The sequence below is a fragment of the Halomonas sp. NyZ770 genome (assembly GCF_020616575.1).
Classification (GTDB): Bacteria; Pseudomonadota; Gammaproteobacteria; order Pseudomonadales; family Halomonadaceae; genus Vreelandella; species Vreelandella hamiltonii.
This window is the reverse complement of record NZ_CP085143.1, coordinates 2,187,054-2,203,640: the sequence shown is the minus strand read 5'-3', so window position 1 is coordinate 2,203,640 and position 16,587 is coordinate 2,187,054. Positions and strand designations below refer to the sequence as shown.

Genomic DNA, 16,587 nt, shown 5'->3' with positions numbered 1-16,587 from the left:
GAGTGTGTCATTCAACAGGAGGCAAGGATGCGATACAACCAAGTGAAGGATCTGATGCAGTGGGCTGCTGGCTACCATGAGCGTATGGCGCGCCAGTACAGCGCAGCAGCCGATGCGGCAGAACACGAACGGCTGGCCATGGCGCTCAACTATCTCGCCAGCAGTGAATTGACCATGAAGTCCGGGCTGGAGGCGCTGTTTCACGATGGTTCGGATCAGCGCGAAGTGCTGGAGCTATGGTTCGACGAGTCCGGCGATTTTCCTCAGCCGCCGGTGCTGGAAGCCTTGGCAGAGCGAGACGTGGCCGGTTCACTGGATGAGTTGACCGCCACGGCCGTGGAGTCGCACGAGCAGCTTCAGGCCCTCTACGAGCATCGCGCCTCGCGGGCCAGAGTGGCCCCTGAGGAAACGTTCTTTACGACCTTGGCCCAAGGGCATGCCGCCGAAGCGCGCAAGCTGGTGGCTAGCCTGCAGGAGCTGGAGGGCGTCTAGCGCCAGCCTGCAAAGCTTCGTTGAAGCACAGTTGGCGGTTGAGATGGCGGGCATTTTGGGCGTTTATTGTGGGGTCGATACGCTGACAAAAGCCGCATGAATAGGGTATAACAGCCTCCATCCATGCGTTATCGGTCGGCCTTGGCTTACCTGATGTCGAGCCGACCCCATTTTCGAGAGCAACAATGATGCCTGTAAACCGTCGCCGATTTTTGGCGCTGGCACTGGGCTGGCCTGTAGTGGCCAGTGCAGCGGCTACCAGTGCCCTGCCTGATTACGAGCCTACCGATCTGGTCGCCACCTTGCTGGCCAGAGCAGACGTGCCCCGTCACAGCAACGAGGTGTGGGTGCTGGTAGACGACAAGGAGGCGACGCTGAGCGTGTTTCGTGGTCATGCGCTGCTGGAGCGGTTCGCGCCGGTATCGCTCGGCCGTGGGGGCGCCAGAACGCATCGTATACGCGGCGGTAACGTGACGCCGCTGGGTGAGTTCAGAATTAATCGATTTAATTTCGAAAGCCAGTGGCATATCTTCATCAGTATCGATTATCCTACGCCACCTCACGCGCGCATGGCGCTCGAAAAAGGCATCTACTCCCAGGCGGACTACGAGGCCTATTTCGACCACTATCGCCGTTACGGCTCCCCACCGCAGGATACCGCGCTGGGGGGAGCCATTGGGATTCACGGCATTGGCCGAGGAGACCCCGATATCCATGGCAACTTCCACTGGACCCAAGGGTGTGTGGCAGTGACCAATGAGCAAATCGAGCGGGTTGCCGAGCTAGTAGGAGTTGGCACGCGCGTGGTGATCCGCTAGGCTTATGTTGTTGAAGGAAGTTCCAGGTTTTTGGACACGCGACTATAGACAACCGCTGTGGTCTATTATAAAACAGCGTTTGACTTGCGTACCCCACGGGTAAGCCCTGGTACAAGTCGGTGAAAAGAACCTGCATCGCAGGTAGACAAATCTAAGCTAATAATTTAGCTTTATTTTTTGTCATACCCTTAAACGTAGTACCCAAGGAAGACTCAAGGAGAACATCATGACTCTTAAGACTGCTCTGAAAATGACCGCCGCTGCCGCTTCTCTGGCAATCCTGGCTGGCTGTGCTTCTACCAGCGCTCTGGAAGAAGTTCGCATGACTGCTGAATCTGCACAAGCTGACGCTGCAGAAGCTCGCAGCATGGCTTCACAGGCTCTGAACACTGCAAACCAGGCTCAGCGCGACGCGCAAGCTGCCCTGCAGATGTCTGAGCAGAACCGTGAAGAAATGAACCGCATGTTCCAGCGTTCCATGCAGAAGTAATTCTGCTTGGGTCGTCAGGTTCGTCAAGAACCCGACGGCTGCTGTTAGATGTGAAAAAACCCCGCCAACTGGCGGGGTTTTTTTTGGCGTTTTTTCAGGTTTGGCTTTCATTCCGGTCGCCAATCGTCGAGCGAGCTTGGCGGAGGATGACAGGGCCGCCAGAGGCGGCCCTGGAAGGCGTTAAGCGTCGCCTTCGATACGAACCACGGTAGACAGTTCGATGTCGCCTAGAATGCCTTCCAGCTGCGGCTGCTGCGCTTCAGGCTGGGGCTGTTCTTCAACGGCGGCTTGCGGGCCGTGAAGCGCGACAAAACGGCCGTCAGGCTCGGCGATGGCGCGCTGGATCTGGGCTTCGTCGATATCCACCTGGTCTTCCACCAGGGCGTTCAGGCGCTCCATGGCGTCGCGCAGGGGCTCAGAGCCTTCGACGTTCTCTTCCAGCTGCGGGTAAGACTGCACGAACAGCGTGCCGTCAGCCCCCCAGCCTGCCTTGAAGGGAGCATCCATCAGGTTGACCTGAGTGCCGCTGGGCAGGCGCTCGTAGAGCGACTCGATATCTTCGGGGTACATACGGATACAGCCACGGCTGGCACGCATGCCGACGCCGTCAGGACGGTTGGTGCCGTGAATCAGGTAGCTCGGCATGGCCAGCAGGATGGCGTGGCGGCCCAGCGGGTTGTCAGGGCCTGGCGGTACGATGGCCGGGGCAGGCTCGCCACGCTCGGCGGCTTCACGACGCATGGAGGCGGGCGGTGCCCAGGCGGGGTCCTTGACCTTGACGGTGGTGCGGGTAATGCCGACCGGGGTGGCGAAACCGTCACGACCGACGCTGACCGGGTAGGTCTCGACGATGCCGGGGTTGTTGGCCGGGTAGTAGTACAGGCGCAGTTCCGACAGGTTCACCACCACCCCTTCACGCGGTGCGGGGGGCAGGATGTATTGGGCCGGAATGACGATTTCCGTGCCTTCGCCAGGTACCCACATGCTGACGCCAGGATTCGCCATGCGAATCTCTTCGTAGCCGATGTTGTGGCGACGGGCGATGTCGATCAGGGTCTCTTCGGGGTTGTCCACCGTTACCGTGTAGTACTCACCGATGATGTCACCCTGCTCGGGCAGGCGAAAATGCCCGCGTGGCAGTTCGTGGCGCGCCTCGGCGACCTGTTCGGCACCGGCAGTGGCTTCACTGCTGACCGCAGCCTGCTCTGAGGCGGGCTGGGCATAAACGGGTCCGGTCAAGCTGGCGGCCAGCAGGACCGCCAGACTGGTGGGGCCCCAACGGTTGATGATCTTGCGAGTCTTCATGGTCGTTCCTAATCAAGTATGCACTGCAGAGACGCCTGGCGGTGGTTGGCCATGCGTTGGCAGGGTTGTCTGCTTAATGACAAGTTTGCCCCAAGGTTCACGCCTTCGCTACTTTTTGATTAAGGGTGTTTAACAGTGTTTCAACCTTCTCAAAGCGTTGCTCGGCGGCTTCCATCGCAAATTCAAATCTTAACGTGTCGGAACCGTCCAGTCGGTAGTGCTGAGGGGCGGTCTGGATCAGCGTCACCAGGGTCAATGGGTCGACCTGGGTAGAGCCGTCGAACAGCACTCGGCCCCTGGATTCACCGGCCTCGATGCGGGCAATGCCGAGCTGCTCGGCGCGCTGGCGCAGCCGCGTCTGGCGGATCAGGTTCTTCAGCGGCTGAGGCAGCAGGCCGAAACGATCGATCAGCTCTACCTGCAGCTCTTTGAGCTCGCCATCCGACTGGGTGTTGGCAATGCGCTTGTACATCACCAGACGCTGCTGCACGTCGTGCAGATAGTCGTCGGGAATCAGCGCGGGCAGGTTCAGGCTGATTTCCACGCCGGTGTTGAAGGGGGCGTCGATGTTGGGCGTCTTGCCTGCCCGAATGGCCTTCACGGCGCGGTCGAGCATCTCCATGTAAAGCGAGTAGCCGATGGTTTCCATCTGGCCGCTCTGTTCGTCGCCCAGCAATTCCCCGGCACCGCGAATTTCCATGTCGTGGCTGGCCAGTGTGAAGCCCGCGCCCAGGTCGTCGGAGGCGCTGATGGCTTCCAGGCGTTTGACGGCATCCCGGGTCATTGCCTTCGGCGAAGGCGTGAGCAGATAGGCGTAGGCCTGGTGGTGGCTGCGGCCCACGCGCCCCCGCAGCTGGTGCAGCTGGGCCAGGCCGAACTTGTCGGCCCGCTCGATCAGAATGGTGTTGGCGCTCGGCACGTCGATGCCGGTTTCGATGATGGTCGAACACACCAGCACGTTGAAGCGCCGATGATAAAAGTCGGACATCACGCGTTCAAGGCTACGCTCCGGCAGCTGGCCGTGGGCCACCGCCACTCGCGCTTCCGGCACCAGCTCGCGAATCTGTTCGGCGGCGTTTTCGATGGTCTTGACTTCGTTGTGCAGGAAGTAGACCTGGCCGCCGCGCAGAATTTCCCGCAGCAGGGCCTCCTTGATTACGCTGTCGTCGCGCTGCTGGACGAAGGTTTTGACCGACAGGCGGCGGGCGGGTGGCGTCGCGATGATGGAGAGGTCGCGAATGCCGCTCATCGCCATGTTCAGCGTTCTCGGGATGGGCGTGGCGGTCAGCGTGAGAATGTCGATCTCGGCCCGCAGGGTCTTGAGCTTCTCCTTCTGGGCGACGCCAAAACGGTGCTCTTCATCGATGATCAGTAGCCCCATCTTGGGCAGCTCGACGCTCTTGGACAGCAGCTTGTGGGTGCCGATGACGATATCGGTATGCCCGCTCTTGATGCTCTCCAGGGTCTGGGTCATCTCTTTGCCGCCGGTAAAGCGCGAGATCAGGCTGATGTTCACCGCCGTGTCGGCAAAGCGGTCACGGAAGTTTTCGAAATGCTGGCGTGCCAGCAGGGTAGTGGGCACCAGGACCACCACCTGCCTGCCCGACTGCACGGCCAGGAACGCTGCGCGCATGGCGACTTCGGTCTTGCCGAAGCCCACGTCGCCGCAGACTACGCGGTCCATGGGCTGGGGCGATACCATGTCGCTGATCACGGCTTCGATGGCGGCCTGTTGGTCGGGAGTCTCCTCGAAGGGGAAGCTGGCCGCGAAGCGCACGTACTCTTCGCCGGGGGCTTCGTAGACCACCCCTTGCTGGGCCTCGCGTCGGGCGTAGATGTCGAGCAGTTCGGCGGCGGTGTCGCGAATCTTCTCGGCGGCCTTGCGGCGGGCCTTCTCCCACTGGTCGGAGCCCAGCTTGTGCAGCGGTGCCAGCTCGTCGTCGGCACCGCTGTAGCGAGAAATCAGGTGCAGGCTGTCCACCGGAACGTACAGCTTGGCCCCGTCGGCATAGGAGAGCGCCAGGAATTCGTTGGCCTGGCCCCCGGCTTCCAGGGTTTCCAGGCCCAGATAGCGGCCCACCCCGTGGGCCTGGTGGACCACCGGCGCGCCCTCGCGGAGTTCCGACAAGTGGCGAACTGCCAGTTCGTTGTCATCGGTGGCTTTCTCGCGGCGGCGGCTCTGTCGAACCACGTCGCCGAACAGCTCGGTTTCGCTGATCACCGCCAGGTCGGGCGTTTCCAGCCACAGGCCGCTGGCCACCAGGCTTTCGGTGATCGCCAGGGGCTGATTGCCTTGCAGGAAGGCGTGGAAGCTCTCTACGTGGGGTAGCGAGAGTTTGAGTGGTGCCAGGACTTCTTCGAGTGCTTCTCGGCGGCCACGAGATTCCGCCACGAACAGCAGGCGCGTATCGGGTTGCGCCGCCATGAAGTTTGCCAGCTCGGCCAGCGGCTGCTTGGCCCGCGCATTGATGGCCAGCGAGGGCAGGGCGCGGGCTTGGGGTGCCAGCGCATGGCGCTGCTGCTCGTCCTCGGTGAACTCCACTCGGGGCCGTGCCTTGATGGCCGCAAACACGTCGCTGACCGGAAAGAACGCACGATGGGGCGGCAGCAGGGGGCGTGTCGGGTCGACGCCCAGATTGACGTAGCGCGCTTCGATGGCCTGCCAGTGCTGTTCGGCGGCAGCGAAGACGCCCGGCAGCAGGGCGATCCGGGTGTCATCTGTCACGTGGTCGAACAGCGACGCGGTTTCGTCGAAGAACAGCGGCAGGTACTGTTCCAGCCCCGGTGAAGGAATGGCCTTCAGGGCGTCGTTGTAGAGCGGGCACTGGCGCGGGTCGACGTCGAACAGGGTCTCGAACTGCTCGCGGAAGCAGGCAATGGCGCTGCGGCTCAGCGAGTACTCGTGGGCGGGCAGCAGTTCGATGCCGTCGATTTTGTCGGTAGAGCGCTGGCTGCCCGGGTCGAAGTGGCGCAGGGTGTCGATCTCGTCATCGAACAGGTCGATACGAATCGGCTCGTCCATGCCCATGGCGAACAGATCGATGATGGCCCCGCGCATGGCGTATTCGCCCGGCTCGTAGACCGTTTCCACCGCGCGATAGCCCGCCCGTGAAAGCGATTCGCGGAAGGTTTCACGGTCGAGCCTGGCGCCGGACTGCAGGGTCATGACGCGGCCTGCAATGTAAGACACCGGTGGCAAGCGCTGCATCAGCGTATTGATGGGCACCAGCACGATGCCGCGCGCGCCGTCCTGCAGCTGCCTCAGCGTGCGCAGGCGGGCGGAGATAATATCCTGATGCGGTGAAAAACTGTCGTAAGGCAATGTTTCCCAATCGGGGAACGGCAGCACCGGCACGCTGCTGTAAAAGGCCAGATCCTGCTCCAGGCGCTGGGCGCTGGCGGTATTGGGCGTAATGACCAGCAGTGGTGCGCTGGCCGCCACCTGGGCCAATGCCAGCGCAGTGGCGCTGCCCGGCGGCGCTTTCAGGTAGAGCGTATCGCGTATCCCTTGCGGCTGAGGCGGTTCGAGCAGAGAAAAAGAGGTCATGGAGTCGGCTTCGTTTTGCGCTGGAACGGAACCAGAATCATACACGAACGACACTTTTACGCAGCGCCTTTCGGCCCGTGGGTCGGGCGGGGTCGTCATCGCGCGTTGCATCATTGGCGTTTGTAGTCAATGCCCTATTTCTGTAATACCCCTACATCCTGTGCGACTATCCATTCATTGCGGCCACGCCGCTGGCTCCGGATAATGCCCCCTGAAAATCCCCTTCACTACCTATGAGGCCGCCCGTGAGTCAGCAAACTCTCGACAACGTTTTCCAGGATTGGCAGAACAACGAAGCTCTGGCTGAGCAAATGATCCCGCTGGTCGGGAAGCTGTATCGCCAGAACAACGTTGTCGCCACCATGTTCGGACGTTCTCTGATCAAGCGGTCGGTTATTCGAATTCTTAAAGACCATCGTTTCGTGCGCAAGATCGAGGGCACCGAGCTGTCCGTGGAAGACACTTTCCCGATCGTCCAGGCCATGAGCGAGATGAACCTGGGGCCAGCCCACGTCGATGTGGGCAAGCTGGCGGTGATGTTCAAGCGCCAGGGCGGCGGTGACCTGAACGCTTTCCTGCGCGGCGAGCTGAACGACATCATCGATGGCTACCAGCCCGGTGCCAGCACCGGTGAGCCCCAGGACGTGGTGCTTTACGGGTTTGGCCGTATCGGTCGCCTGCTGGCCCGTGTCATGGTCGAAAAAGCCGGTGGCGGCAACCTGTTGCGTTTGCGTGCCATCGTGGTGCGTGGCCGTGGCGACGTGGGCAAGGACCTCGAGAAGCGCGCCAGCCTGCTGCGTCGTGATTCTGTCCATGGGCCCTTCGATGGCACCATCACGGTAGACGCCGAAGCGCGTACGCTGACCATCAACGGTAACGTGGTTCAGGTGATCTACGCCGATTCGCCCAGCGAGATCGACTATACCGCTTACGATATCCATAACGCCGTGGTGGTGGACAACACCGGCATCTGGCGTGATGAAGCGGGCCTGGGCCAGCACCTGGAGTGCAAGGGCGCGGCCAAGGCGCTGCTCACGGCGCCGGGCAAAGGCGATATCAAGAACGTCGTGTTTGGCATCAACCACGAAACCATCGGCGAAAGCGACCGCATCGTGTCGGCGGCGTCGTGCACTACCAACGCCATCGTACCGGTGTTGAAAGTGCTCAACGATGAGTTCGGTGTGGTGACCGGCCATGTAGAAACCGTGCATGCCTACACCAATGACCAGAACCTGATCGACAACTACCACAAGGGCGACCGTCGCGGACGCAGCGCTGCCCTGAACATGGTATTGACCGAAACCGGTGCGGCCAAGGCCGTCGCCAAGGCGCTGCCCGAGCTGGAAGGCAAGCTGACCGGCAATGCCATCCGCGTGCCTACGCCCAACGTCTCCATGGCGATTCTGAATCTGACCCTGGAGAAGGGCACCGATGCAGTGGCGCTCAACGACTACCTGCGTCGCATGTCCATCGATTCGGCCTACCAGAAACAGATCGACTTCGTCGATTCTGCGGAGGTGGTCTCGTCCGATTTCGTCGGCAACCGTCATGCCGGTATCGTGGACGCCAAGGCGACCATCGCCAACGGCAACCATGCCGTGGTCTACGTCTGGTACGACAACGAATTCGGTTACAGCTGCCAGGTCATCCGCATTCTTCAGCACATGTCCAACGTGCAGTTCCTGAAACTGCCGCGTCAGGCCAGCTGAGCGGTCGGGGAGGGTGTTCGACTAATACAGCATTAGATGAAACACCATGCCTTTCAAGCGCCACCTTCGGGTGGCGTTTTTGTATATAGCACTTTCGGAGGCGGTCAGGGATGTGGTCATTGGCCGCGCTTATCTTTATAATACGATGGATTTTTTCGGGGTGGTCCAAGCTTGCTTGGGCCGGACTGGTAACAATCTGAACAGAAAACAAGAATTCGCTGAGCAGAAATTAAGCAATCGAACCCCTTACCTTCGTATATCCGATCCATCAACTGGGCGAGACTATGATCGAAGTCAAAAAAGGCCTGGATCTCCCCATCACGGGAGCGCCTGAGCAGCGTATTGAAGATGCGCAGCTTGTGCGTCACGTGGCAATCCTGGGCACCGACTACGTTGGCATGAAGCCAACGATGGAAGTTCAGGAAGGGGATAAGGTCAAACTAGGCCAACTGCTCTTCACCGACAAGAAAGTCGACGGCGTGCGCTTCACCGCACCCGCCGCTGGTGAAGTGGTAGCTATCAACCGTGGCGAAAAACGTCGTTTGCTGTCTGTGGTCATTAAAGTCGACGAAAATGAAGAAGCGATGACATTCGCTTCCCATGATCGTGGCACTTTAGGACAGTTGGATCGTCAGACCGTTGTCGACCAACTAGTCGAGTCGGGTCTCTGGACTGCCTTGCGCACCCGTCCCTTCTCGCGCACGCCTGCCATCGACAGCGTTCCTGCCGATATCTTTGTCACCGCCGTGGATACCCATCCGCTCAGCGCTGACCCGGCACTCATCATCAATGAAAACTCCCAGGCATTCGAAGACGGCCTCAAGGTGCTAACCCGCCTGACCGAGGGCAACGTTTTTCTGTGCACGGGTGCCAACGCATCACTGCCCGGCAGCGATGTCAGCGGCGTCAAGACCGAAACCTTTGCCGGGCCGCACCCCGCAGGTCTGGTCGGCACGCACATTCACTACCTGTCGCCTGTCGCGCTGCACAAGAAAGTGTGGCACATCGGTTATCAGGATGTGATCGCGTTCGGCAAACTGTTCGTGGAAGGCAAGCTGGACGTCACCCGCATCGTCGCGGTAGGCGGCCCACGCGCCGAGAAACCTCGTCTGCTGCGCACCCGCGTGGGCGCCAGTACCCAGGAACTCCTGGCAGGCGAAGTGATCCAACCCGAGGACACTCGTGTCATCTCCGGTTCGGTATTTTCAGGCTTTGCCGCCGAGGGCAATATCACCTATCTGGGTCGCTTCCATAATCAGGTCAGCTTGTTGGAAGAGGGTAACAAGCGCACCTTCATGGGATGGCTCTCGCCGGGTGCGAACCGTCACTCCATCATGGGCATCTACCTGTCCAAGTTCAAAGGCCTGAGCAACTACGCGCCAACCACTTCCACCAATGGCTCCGAGCGTGCCATGGTGCCGGTGGGCAACTACGAGCGCGTCATGCCGTTGGATGTCATGCCGACGCAGCTGCTGCGTTCGCTGATTGTGGGCGACATTGAGGTTGCCATGCAGCTCGGGTGTCTGGAGCTGGACGAAGAGGATCTGGCGCTGTGTACCTACGTTTGCCCCGGCAAATACGAGTACGGCCCCATCCTGCGTGACAATCTCACCATGATCGAGAAAGAGGCCTGATGATGGGTATTCGACAAACACTCGATAATCTCGAGCCGCATTTCCACAAGGGTGGCAAGTACGAGAAGTTCTATCCGCTGTACGAAGCGGTAGACACCATCTTCTACTCACCCCCGAGTGTCGCCAAGACCACTGCCCACGTTCGTGACGGCGTCGATCTGAAACGCATCATGATCACCGTGTGGATGTGTACTTTCCCGGCCATGTTCTTCGGTATGTGGAACGCTGGCTGGCAAGCCAACACCGCCATCGAAGCAGGTTATGCTTCCATGGGCGGCTGGCGCGAAGCGATCATGATGACCCTGGCGGGTGGCCATGATCCGGGTAGCCTGTGGGCCAACTTCGTCCTCGGTGCCACCTACTTCCTGCCCATCTATCTGGTGACCTTCGCGGTCGGCGGTTTCTGGGAAGTCCTGTTCGCGGTCAAGCGTGGCCACGAAGTCAACGAAGGCTTCTTCGTCACTTCCGTGCTGTTCGCACTGATCCTCCCGGCGACCATCCCGCTCTGGCAGGTGGCCCTGGGTATCACCTTCGGTGTGGTGATCGGCAAGGAAATCTTCGGCGGTACCGGCAAGAACTTCCTGAACCCCGCGTTAACTGGTCGTGCTTTCCTCTACTTTGCTTACCCGGCACAGATTTCCGGCGACGCAGTATGGGTGGCCGCCGATGGCTACACCGGCGCCACGGCACTGTCTTTGGCGTTCCAGGACGGCATGAGCGCACTGACCAGCACTTACACCTGGTGGGATGCCTTCATTGGCTACGTGCCGGGCTCCGTGGGTGAAGTGTCGACCCTGGCGATCCTGATCGGTGCTGCGGTACTGCTGTGGACCAAGATTGCCAACTGGCGCATCATGCTGGGCGTTTTCTTGGGCATGGTGATCACCAGCACGCTGTTCAATCTGATCGGTTCCGACACCAACGCCATGTTCGCGATGCCCTGGTACTGGCATCTCGTGGTGGGTGGTTTCGCCTTCGGTATGGTGTTCATGGCAACCGACCCCGTGTCGGCCGCGATGACCAACCAGGGCCGCCTGCTGTTCGGTGCGCTGATCGGTGTCATGACCGTGCTGATCCGCGTGGTGAACCCGGCCTTCCCGGAAGGCATCATGCTGGCCATCCTGTTTGCCAACCTGTTCGCACCGCTGATTGACCACATGTTCGTCCAGGCCAATGTCAAGCGCCGTCTCAAGCGTACTGGCACACCGGCCGAGGAGACTGCCTAATGGCACAAGGTAACAACTCCATCAAGAAAGTACTGATCGTAGCGTTTTCGCTGTGCATCGTGTGCTCGGTCATCGTTTCGACGGCGGCCGTGGCACTGCGCCCTGCGCAGCAGCTCAATCAGGAACTCGACCGTAAGACCAACATCCTGCGCGTTGCCAATCTCTATGAGAGCGGCATGGACGTAGAAGCCGCTTTCCGTGAGGTAACCCCACGCGTGGTCAACCTCGAAACGGGCGAGTACTCGGACCAGCACGATCCCGAGACCTTCGACGGCTTCGAAGTTCGTCGTGATCCAGCGGCTTCGCGCACCCTGTCAGGTGAGCGTGACCCGGCGGGTCTGTCCAGCGTCGAAAACTACGCCACCGTCTACCTGGTGGGCGACCCGGACAGCCCCGAGCAGATCATTCTGCCCATCCGTGGCCAGGGCCTGTGGGGCCTGATGCGCGGCTTCCTGTCGGTCGAAGGTGACGGTAATACCATCGTCGGTATCACCTACTTCGAGCACAGCGAAACGCCAGGGCTGGGTGCCGAGGTCAACAACCCCCGTTGGCAGGCTCAGTGGGAAGGCAAGCAGATCTTCGACGAAGAGGGTGATCTGGTACCGGCTATCCGTGTCGTGAAGGGTAGCGGTAGCGGTGACTATGAAGTCGACGGCCTGTCGGGTGCCACCCTGACCGCTAACGGTGTTAACAACATGCTGCAGTTCTGGCTGAGCCCGGAAGGCTTCGGTGAATACCTGGCCAAGTTCCGCAGCGGCGTTGACCAGGAAGACGTTCAGGACGCTGACGTCGAACTCGAAGCGGAAGGAGCTTGATCATGGCGGACGTAAATGCAAAAAGCGTCTTGACGGCGCCGGTCTTCAAGAATAACCCGATTGCCCTGCAGATCCTCGGTATCTGCTCTGCGCTGGCGGTGACCACCAGCATGAGCGTATCGCTGGTCATGGCCCTGGCGGTAATCTTCGTAACGGCTTTCTCGAACCTGTTCGTATCGCTGATTCGGAACCACATTCCGTCCTCGATCCGTATCATCGTTCAGATGACGATCATCGCCTCGCTGGTTATCGTAGTCGATCAGATTCTGAAAGCCTACGCCTACGAAATGTCCAAGCAGCTGTCGGTCTTCGTCGGTCTGATCATCACCAACTGTATCGTCATGGGACGTGCAGAAGGTTTTGCCATGACCAACTCTCCCGGCATGTCCTTCCTGGACGGTATCGGTAACGGCCTGGGCTACGGTTTCGTGCTGATGGTCGTTGGCTTCTTCCGTGAACTGCTGGGTGCGGGCAGCATCTTCGGCTTCACCGTACTGCCCACCGTGCAAAACGGCGGCTGGTACGTGCCGAACGGTCTGCTGCTGCTGCCGCCGTCTGCCTTCTTCATCATCGGTCTGTTGATCTGGGCAATTCGTGCCTACAACCCCGAGCAGGTAGAAGACAACGAGTTCAAGATGAAGCACAACACCAAGCCGAAGGAGGCTGTGTAACATGGAACACTATCTAAGCCTTTTCGTTGCTTCGGTTTTCGTCGAGAACCTGGCGCTGGCTTTCTTCCTCGGGATGTGTACCTTCCTGGCGGTTTCCAAGAAGGTCTCGGCGGCATTCGGTCTGGGCATCGCGGTCATCGTGGTACTGACCATTGCCGTACCGGTGAACAACCTGGTATTCAACCTGCTGCTGGCAGAGGGCGCACTGACCTGGACGGGTATCAGCGGTGCAGAGAACATCGACCTCTCGTTCCTTGGCCTGCTGAGCTACATCGGCGTTATTGCTGCGCTGGTGCAGATCCTGGAGATGTTCCTGGATAAATACGTACCTGCGCTGTACAACGCGCTGGGCGTATTCCTGCCGCTGATCACCGTAAACTGCGCCATTCTTGGTGGCGTACTGTTCATGGTGGAGCGTAACTACAACTTCGGCGAATCCGTCATGTACGGCTTCGGTTCGGGAGTAGGCTGGGCGCTGGCCATTACCGCGCTGGCCGGTATCCGCGAGAAGCTGAAGTATAGCGACGTGCCTGGCGGCCTGCAGGGTCTAGGCATCACGTTCATCACCGTTGGCTTGATGTCACTGGGCTTCATGTCCTTCTCGGGCATCCAGCTGTAATCGGAGCCGGTTTTCTCGGCAGCCCCTGGGCTGCCGAGGTACAGAAAACCTTCAGCAATAGGAAACCGACATGGTTGATACATCTGTCATCTTGCTCGGTGTTGTCATGTTCACGATCATCGTCATCAGCTTGACGGCGATCATTCTGGCAGCGCGAAGCAAGCTAGTGAGTAGCGGGGACGTGACGATCGAAGTCAACGGCGACCCCGAGCACACCCTGAGAACCCAGGCTGGCGGCAAGCTGCTGAACACCCTGGCGGCCAACGGCATCTTCCTGTCGTCTGCCTGTGGTGGCGGCGGTTCATGCGCCCAGTGCAAATGCCGAGTGGAAGAGGGCGGCGGCTCTATCCTGCCCACCGAAGAATCTCACTTCACCATGCGTGAGAAGAAAGAGGGCTGGCGTCTTTCCTGTCAGGTACCTGTGAAGCAGGACATGAAAGTGGAAGTGCCGGAAGAAGTCTTCGGCGTGAAGAAGTGGGAAACAGAAGTCACCGCCAACCCCAACGTGGCGACCTTCATCAAGGAGCTGAACCTGAAGCTGCCTGAAGGTGAAGAAGTGGCCTTCCGTGCGGGTGGTTACGTGCAGCTGGTGGCACCGCCTTACGATATCAAGTTCTCCGATTTCGACATCGAAGAAGAGTATCGTGGCGACTGGGAAAAATTCGGCCTGTTCGATATTACCCACAAGAACAACGAGGAAGTCATCCGCGCCTACTCCATGGCGAACTATCCGGAAGAGAAAGGCCTCCTCAAGTTCAACATCCGTATCGCCACGCCGCCTCCGGGCAGCAGCCATCCGCCTGGCCTGATGTCTACCTACGTATTCAACCTGAAGCCGGGTGACAAGGTAACGGTCATGGGTCCGTTTGGTGAGTTCTTCGCCAAGGACACCGACGCGGAAATGGTCTTCATCGGTGGTGGTGCCGGTATGGCCCCGATGCGTAGCCATATCTTCGATCAGCTCAAGCGACTGAAGTCGGACCGCAAGATTTCGTTCTGGTACGGTGCGCGCTCCTGGCGCGAGACCTTCTACAACGAAGAGTACGACCAGTTGGCCGAAGAGTTCCCGAACTTCGAGTGGCATCTGGCGCTGTCCGATCCGCAGCCGGAAGACAACTGGGAAGGCCCGACGGGCTTCATCCACAACGTGCTGTACGAAAACTATCTGAAGGACCACCCGGCGCCTGAAGATTGCGAGTACTACATGTGTGGGCCGCCCATGATGAACGCTTCCGTCATCAAGCTGCTGCTTGATATGGGAGTCGAGCCGGAAAACATCCTGCTGGATGACTTCGGCGGCTAAGGTAGCGCAGACGCGCTCCACAACGGGGCTGACCTTCGGGTCAGCCCCGTTGGCGTTTATGCCTGATCATTTTGTGTTGGCTGAGGTACAATAGGGCCAACTTTCAAGGCACTTATTGGCCCAACCGTGGTCGGCAGGTGTGACCATTCAACGATGCTAGCAACACAGCTGGGAGAACATCATGGCAATCTGGCTACTGGTATTTGGCTTCATGGCGCTGGTAATGACCGCAATGGCGGTGGGCGTATTGATGGGACGCAAGCCCATTGCAGGCTCCTGTGGCGGGCTCAACCAGCTCGGTTTGAAAGATGGCTGCGATATCTGCGGCGGCAAGGACGAAGTATGCGAAGAAGAGAACCGCAAGCGTAACAGTGCGCGCCGCCGCAGCGACGAGAGCCGCGGTGCCGACCTGGGCTACGATGCCACGCGTCGCTAAGCTCCCGTTTATTTTCAAGGAGAACGAAACCCTATGGCGGTTCACAATTATGATGTCGTGGTAATCGGTACTGGCCCGGCTGGCGAGAGCGCTGCCATCAACGCAGCCAAACATGGCATGCGCGTGGCCATCATCGAAAAGCAGGCGCAGGTAGGGGGCAACTGTACCCACTGGGGCACGATTCCTTCCAAGGCGTTGCGCCATCAGGTCAAGCAGATCATGGCCTTCAACACCAACCGCATGTTCCGCGACATCGGTGAACCCCGCTGGTTCTCGTTTCCCAAAGTGATGGAGCGCTCTCGCGGCACCATCGACAAACAGGTCGAAATGCGCACCACCTTCTATGCGCGTAACCGCATCGACCTGTTCCATGGCGTTGCCCGCTTCAAGGACGAACACACCGTGGTGGTGCGTGACCGTCAGGAAGGCATGGAAGAGCTGGTGGCCAAGAAGATCGTCATTGCCACGGGCTCCCGGCCTTACCGCCCGGCAGACATCAACTTCCGCCACCCGCGCATCTACTGCTCGGATACCATTCTCAGCCTGTCGCATACGCCGCGTACTCTGGTGATTTTTGGTGCCGGGGTCATTGGCTGTGAATATGCCTCGATCTTTTCCGGCCTGGGCGTCAAGGTGGACTTGATCAACAACCGCGATAGCCTGCTGTCGTTCCTGGACGACGAGATCAGCGATGCGCTGTCGTATCATCTGCGCAAGCACGGCGTGCTGATTCGTCACAATGAAGAGTACGCCAGTGTCGAAGGCGACGAAGCCGGGGTAGTGGTGCGCCTCAAATCCGGCAAGAAAATCCGCGCTGATGCCTTCCTGTGGGCCAACGGCCGCACCGGCAACACCGACAGCCTGGGGCTCGAAAACATCGGCCTGGAGGCCAACGGTCGTGGCCAGCTGAGCGTGGATGAACACTACCGCACGGGGATTCCACATATCTATGCAGCAGGCGACGTGATTGGCTGGCCAAGCCTGGCCAGTGCCGCCTACGATCAGGGGCTCAACTCGTGCAACGAGCTGCTGGAGAAGGAGTACCGTTTCGTCAGCGACGTGCCGACCGGTATCTATACCATTCCTGAAATCAGCTCCTTTGGCCCCAACGAGCGCGAGCTGACCGAAGCGAAAGTGCCTTACGAAGTCGGCAAGGCGTTTTTCAAGGATACCGCCCGTGCCCAGATCACCGGCGATACGGTCGGCATGCTGAAGATCCTGTTCCACCAGGACACCCTGGAGATTCTCGGTATCCACTGCTTTGGCGACCAGGCGTCGGAGATCCTGCACATCGGCATGGCCATCATGCAGCAGGAGGGCAAGGCCAATACGCTCAAGTACTTCGTCAACACCACCTTCAATTACCCCACCATGGCAGAAGCCTACCGAGTGGCTGCGCAAAATGGTCTGAACCGGGTGTTCTAAGCGGTCAGGGCGGGCCTTCCTGCAAAGGTTGGCCCTGCCTGTCAGTATCGGTGGGAGGCCGCTTTAGCGGGCGAATGGTGCCGTCAGACGCCTCGGC

14 protein-coding genes are annotated in these 16,587 nt (G+C 59.6%); 12 read left to right on the top strand and 2 right to left on the bottom strand.

The features are described 5' to 3' along the window. Positions 1-27: 27 nt before the first annotated feature. The 3 genes from LG409_RS10175 (at position 28) to LG409_RS10165 (ending at position 1,800) form a co-directional block, all read left to right on the top strand. On the top strand, positions 28-492 hold the full coding sequence (locus tag LG409_RS10175) for a 2-hydroxyacyl-CoA dehydratase (protein ID WP_144983144.1): 465 nt from the start codon (positions 28-30) through the stop codon (positions 490-492). A 185-nt stretch (positions 493-677) separates the two neighbouring features. Further along, a complete protein-coding gene (locus tag LG409_RS10170; protein ID WP_039179791.1) occupies positions 678-1,310 on the top strand; it encodes a L,D-transpeptidase in 633 nt (210 codons plus the stop codon). Between the two features lie 226 nt (positions 1,311-1,536). After that, positions 1,537-1,800 carry an Lpp/OprI family alanine-zipper lipoprotein gene (locus tag LG409_RS10165; protein ID WP_016914087.1) on the top strand — a complete coding sequence of 88 codons (264 nt, stop codon included), beginning with the start codon at positions 1,537-1,539 and terminating at the stop codon, positions 1,798-1,800. A 180-nt stretch (positions 1,801-1,980) separates the two neighbouring features. Here LG409_RS10165 and LG409_RS10160 read toward each other — a convergent pair whose 3' ends face one another. Together LG409_RS10160 and mfd are read right to left on the bottom strand one after the other, a co-directional pair. Next, entirely contained in the window at positions 1,981-3,105 is a 1,125-nt protein-coding gene (locus tag LG409_RS10160; RefSeq protein ID WP_039179795.1) for a L,D-transpeptidase family protein, read from the bottom strand. A gap of 97 nt (positions 3,106-3,202) precedes the next feature. Next, positions 3,203-6,652: a transcription-repair coupling factor gene (gene mfd, locus LG409_RS10155; protein ID WP_227406589.1), complete on the bottom strand. Its 3,450-nt coding sequence runs from the start codon at positions 6,650-6,652 to the stop codon at positions 3,203-3,205. A gap of 245 nt (positions 6,653-6,897) precedes the next feature. Between mfd and LG409_RS10150 the strand changes: the two genes are divergently transcribed. The 9 genes from LG409_RS10150 (at position 6,898) to sthA (ending at position 16,490) form a co-directional block, all read left to right on the top strand. Beyond that, the gene (locus tag LG409_RS10150) at positions 6,898-8,361 is read left to right on the top strand and encodes a glyceraldehyde-3-phosphate dehydrogenase (RefSeq protein WP_096922832.1); all 1,464 of its coding nucleotides are present in this window, start codon (positions 6,898-6,900) and stop codon (positions 8,359-8,361) included. 284 nt (positions 8,362-8,645) lie between these two features. Continuing rightward, on the top strand, positions 8,646-9,995 hold the full coding sequence (locus LG409_RS10145; protein ID WP_227406588.1) for a Na(+)-translocating NADH-quinone reductase subunit A: 1,350 nt from the start codon (positions 8,646-8,648) through the stop codon (positions 9,993-9,995). Beyond that, positions 9,995-11,221, top strand: coding sequence for an NADH:ubiquinone reductase (Na(+)-transporting) subunit B (locus LG409_RS10140; protein WP_096922834.1), 1,227 nt, complete (start codon positions 9,995-9,997; stop codon positions 11,219-11,221). Before LG409_RS10145 ends, LG409_RS10140 begins: the two co-directional genes overlap by 1 nt. Beyond that, a complete protein-coding gene (locus tag LG409_RS10135; protein WP_039179806.1) occupies positions 11,221-12,036 on the top strand; it encodes a Na(+)-translocating NADH-quinone reductase subunit C in 816 nt (271 codons plus the stop codon). Before LG409_RS10140 ends, LG409_RS10135 begins: the two co-directional genes overlap by 1 nt. A 2-nt stretch (positions 12,037-12,038) precedes the next feature. Then, complete coding sequence (locus LG409_RS10130; protein WP_096922835.1) at positions 12,039-12,707, top strand: NADH:ubiquinone reductase (Na(+)-transporting) subunit D; 669 nt, start codon at positions 12,039-12,041, stop codon at positions 12,705-12,707. 1 nt (position 12,708) lies between these two features. After that, positions 12,709-13,326, top strand: coding sequence for an NADH:ubiquinone reductase (Na(+)-transporting) subunit E (gene nqrE / locus LG409_RS10125; protein WP_039179812.1), 618 nt, complete (start codon positions 12,709-12,711; stop codon positions 13,324-13,326). Between the two features lie 70 nt (positions 13,327-13,396). Next, positions 13,397-14,629 (top strand): NADH:ubiquinone reductase (Na(+)-transporting) subunit F, encoded by a 1,233-nt coding sequence (gene nqrF / locus LG409_RS10120; protein WP_096922836.1) that lies wholly within the window; start codon positions 13,397-13,399, stop codon positions 14,627-14,629. Positions 14,630-14,810: 181 nt separating this feature from the next. Further along, complete coding sequence (nqrM, locus tag LG409_RS10115; protein ID WP_039179819.1) at positions 14,811-15,065, top strand: (Na+)-NQR maturation NqrM; 255 nt, start codon at positions 14,811-14,813, stop codon at positions 15,063-15,065. A gap of 33 nt (positions 15,066-15,098) precedes the next feature. Beyond that, complete coding sequence (gene sthA, locus LG409_RS10110) at positions 15,099-16,490, top strand: Si-specific NAD(P)(+) transhydrogenase (protein WP_016914076.1); 1,392 nt, start codon at positions 15,099-15,101, stop codon at positions 16,488-16,490. Positions 16,491-16,587: the final 97 nt, after the last annotated feature.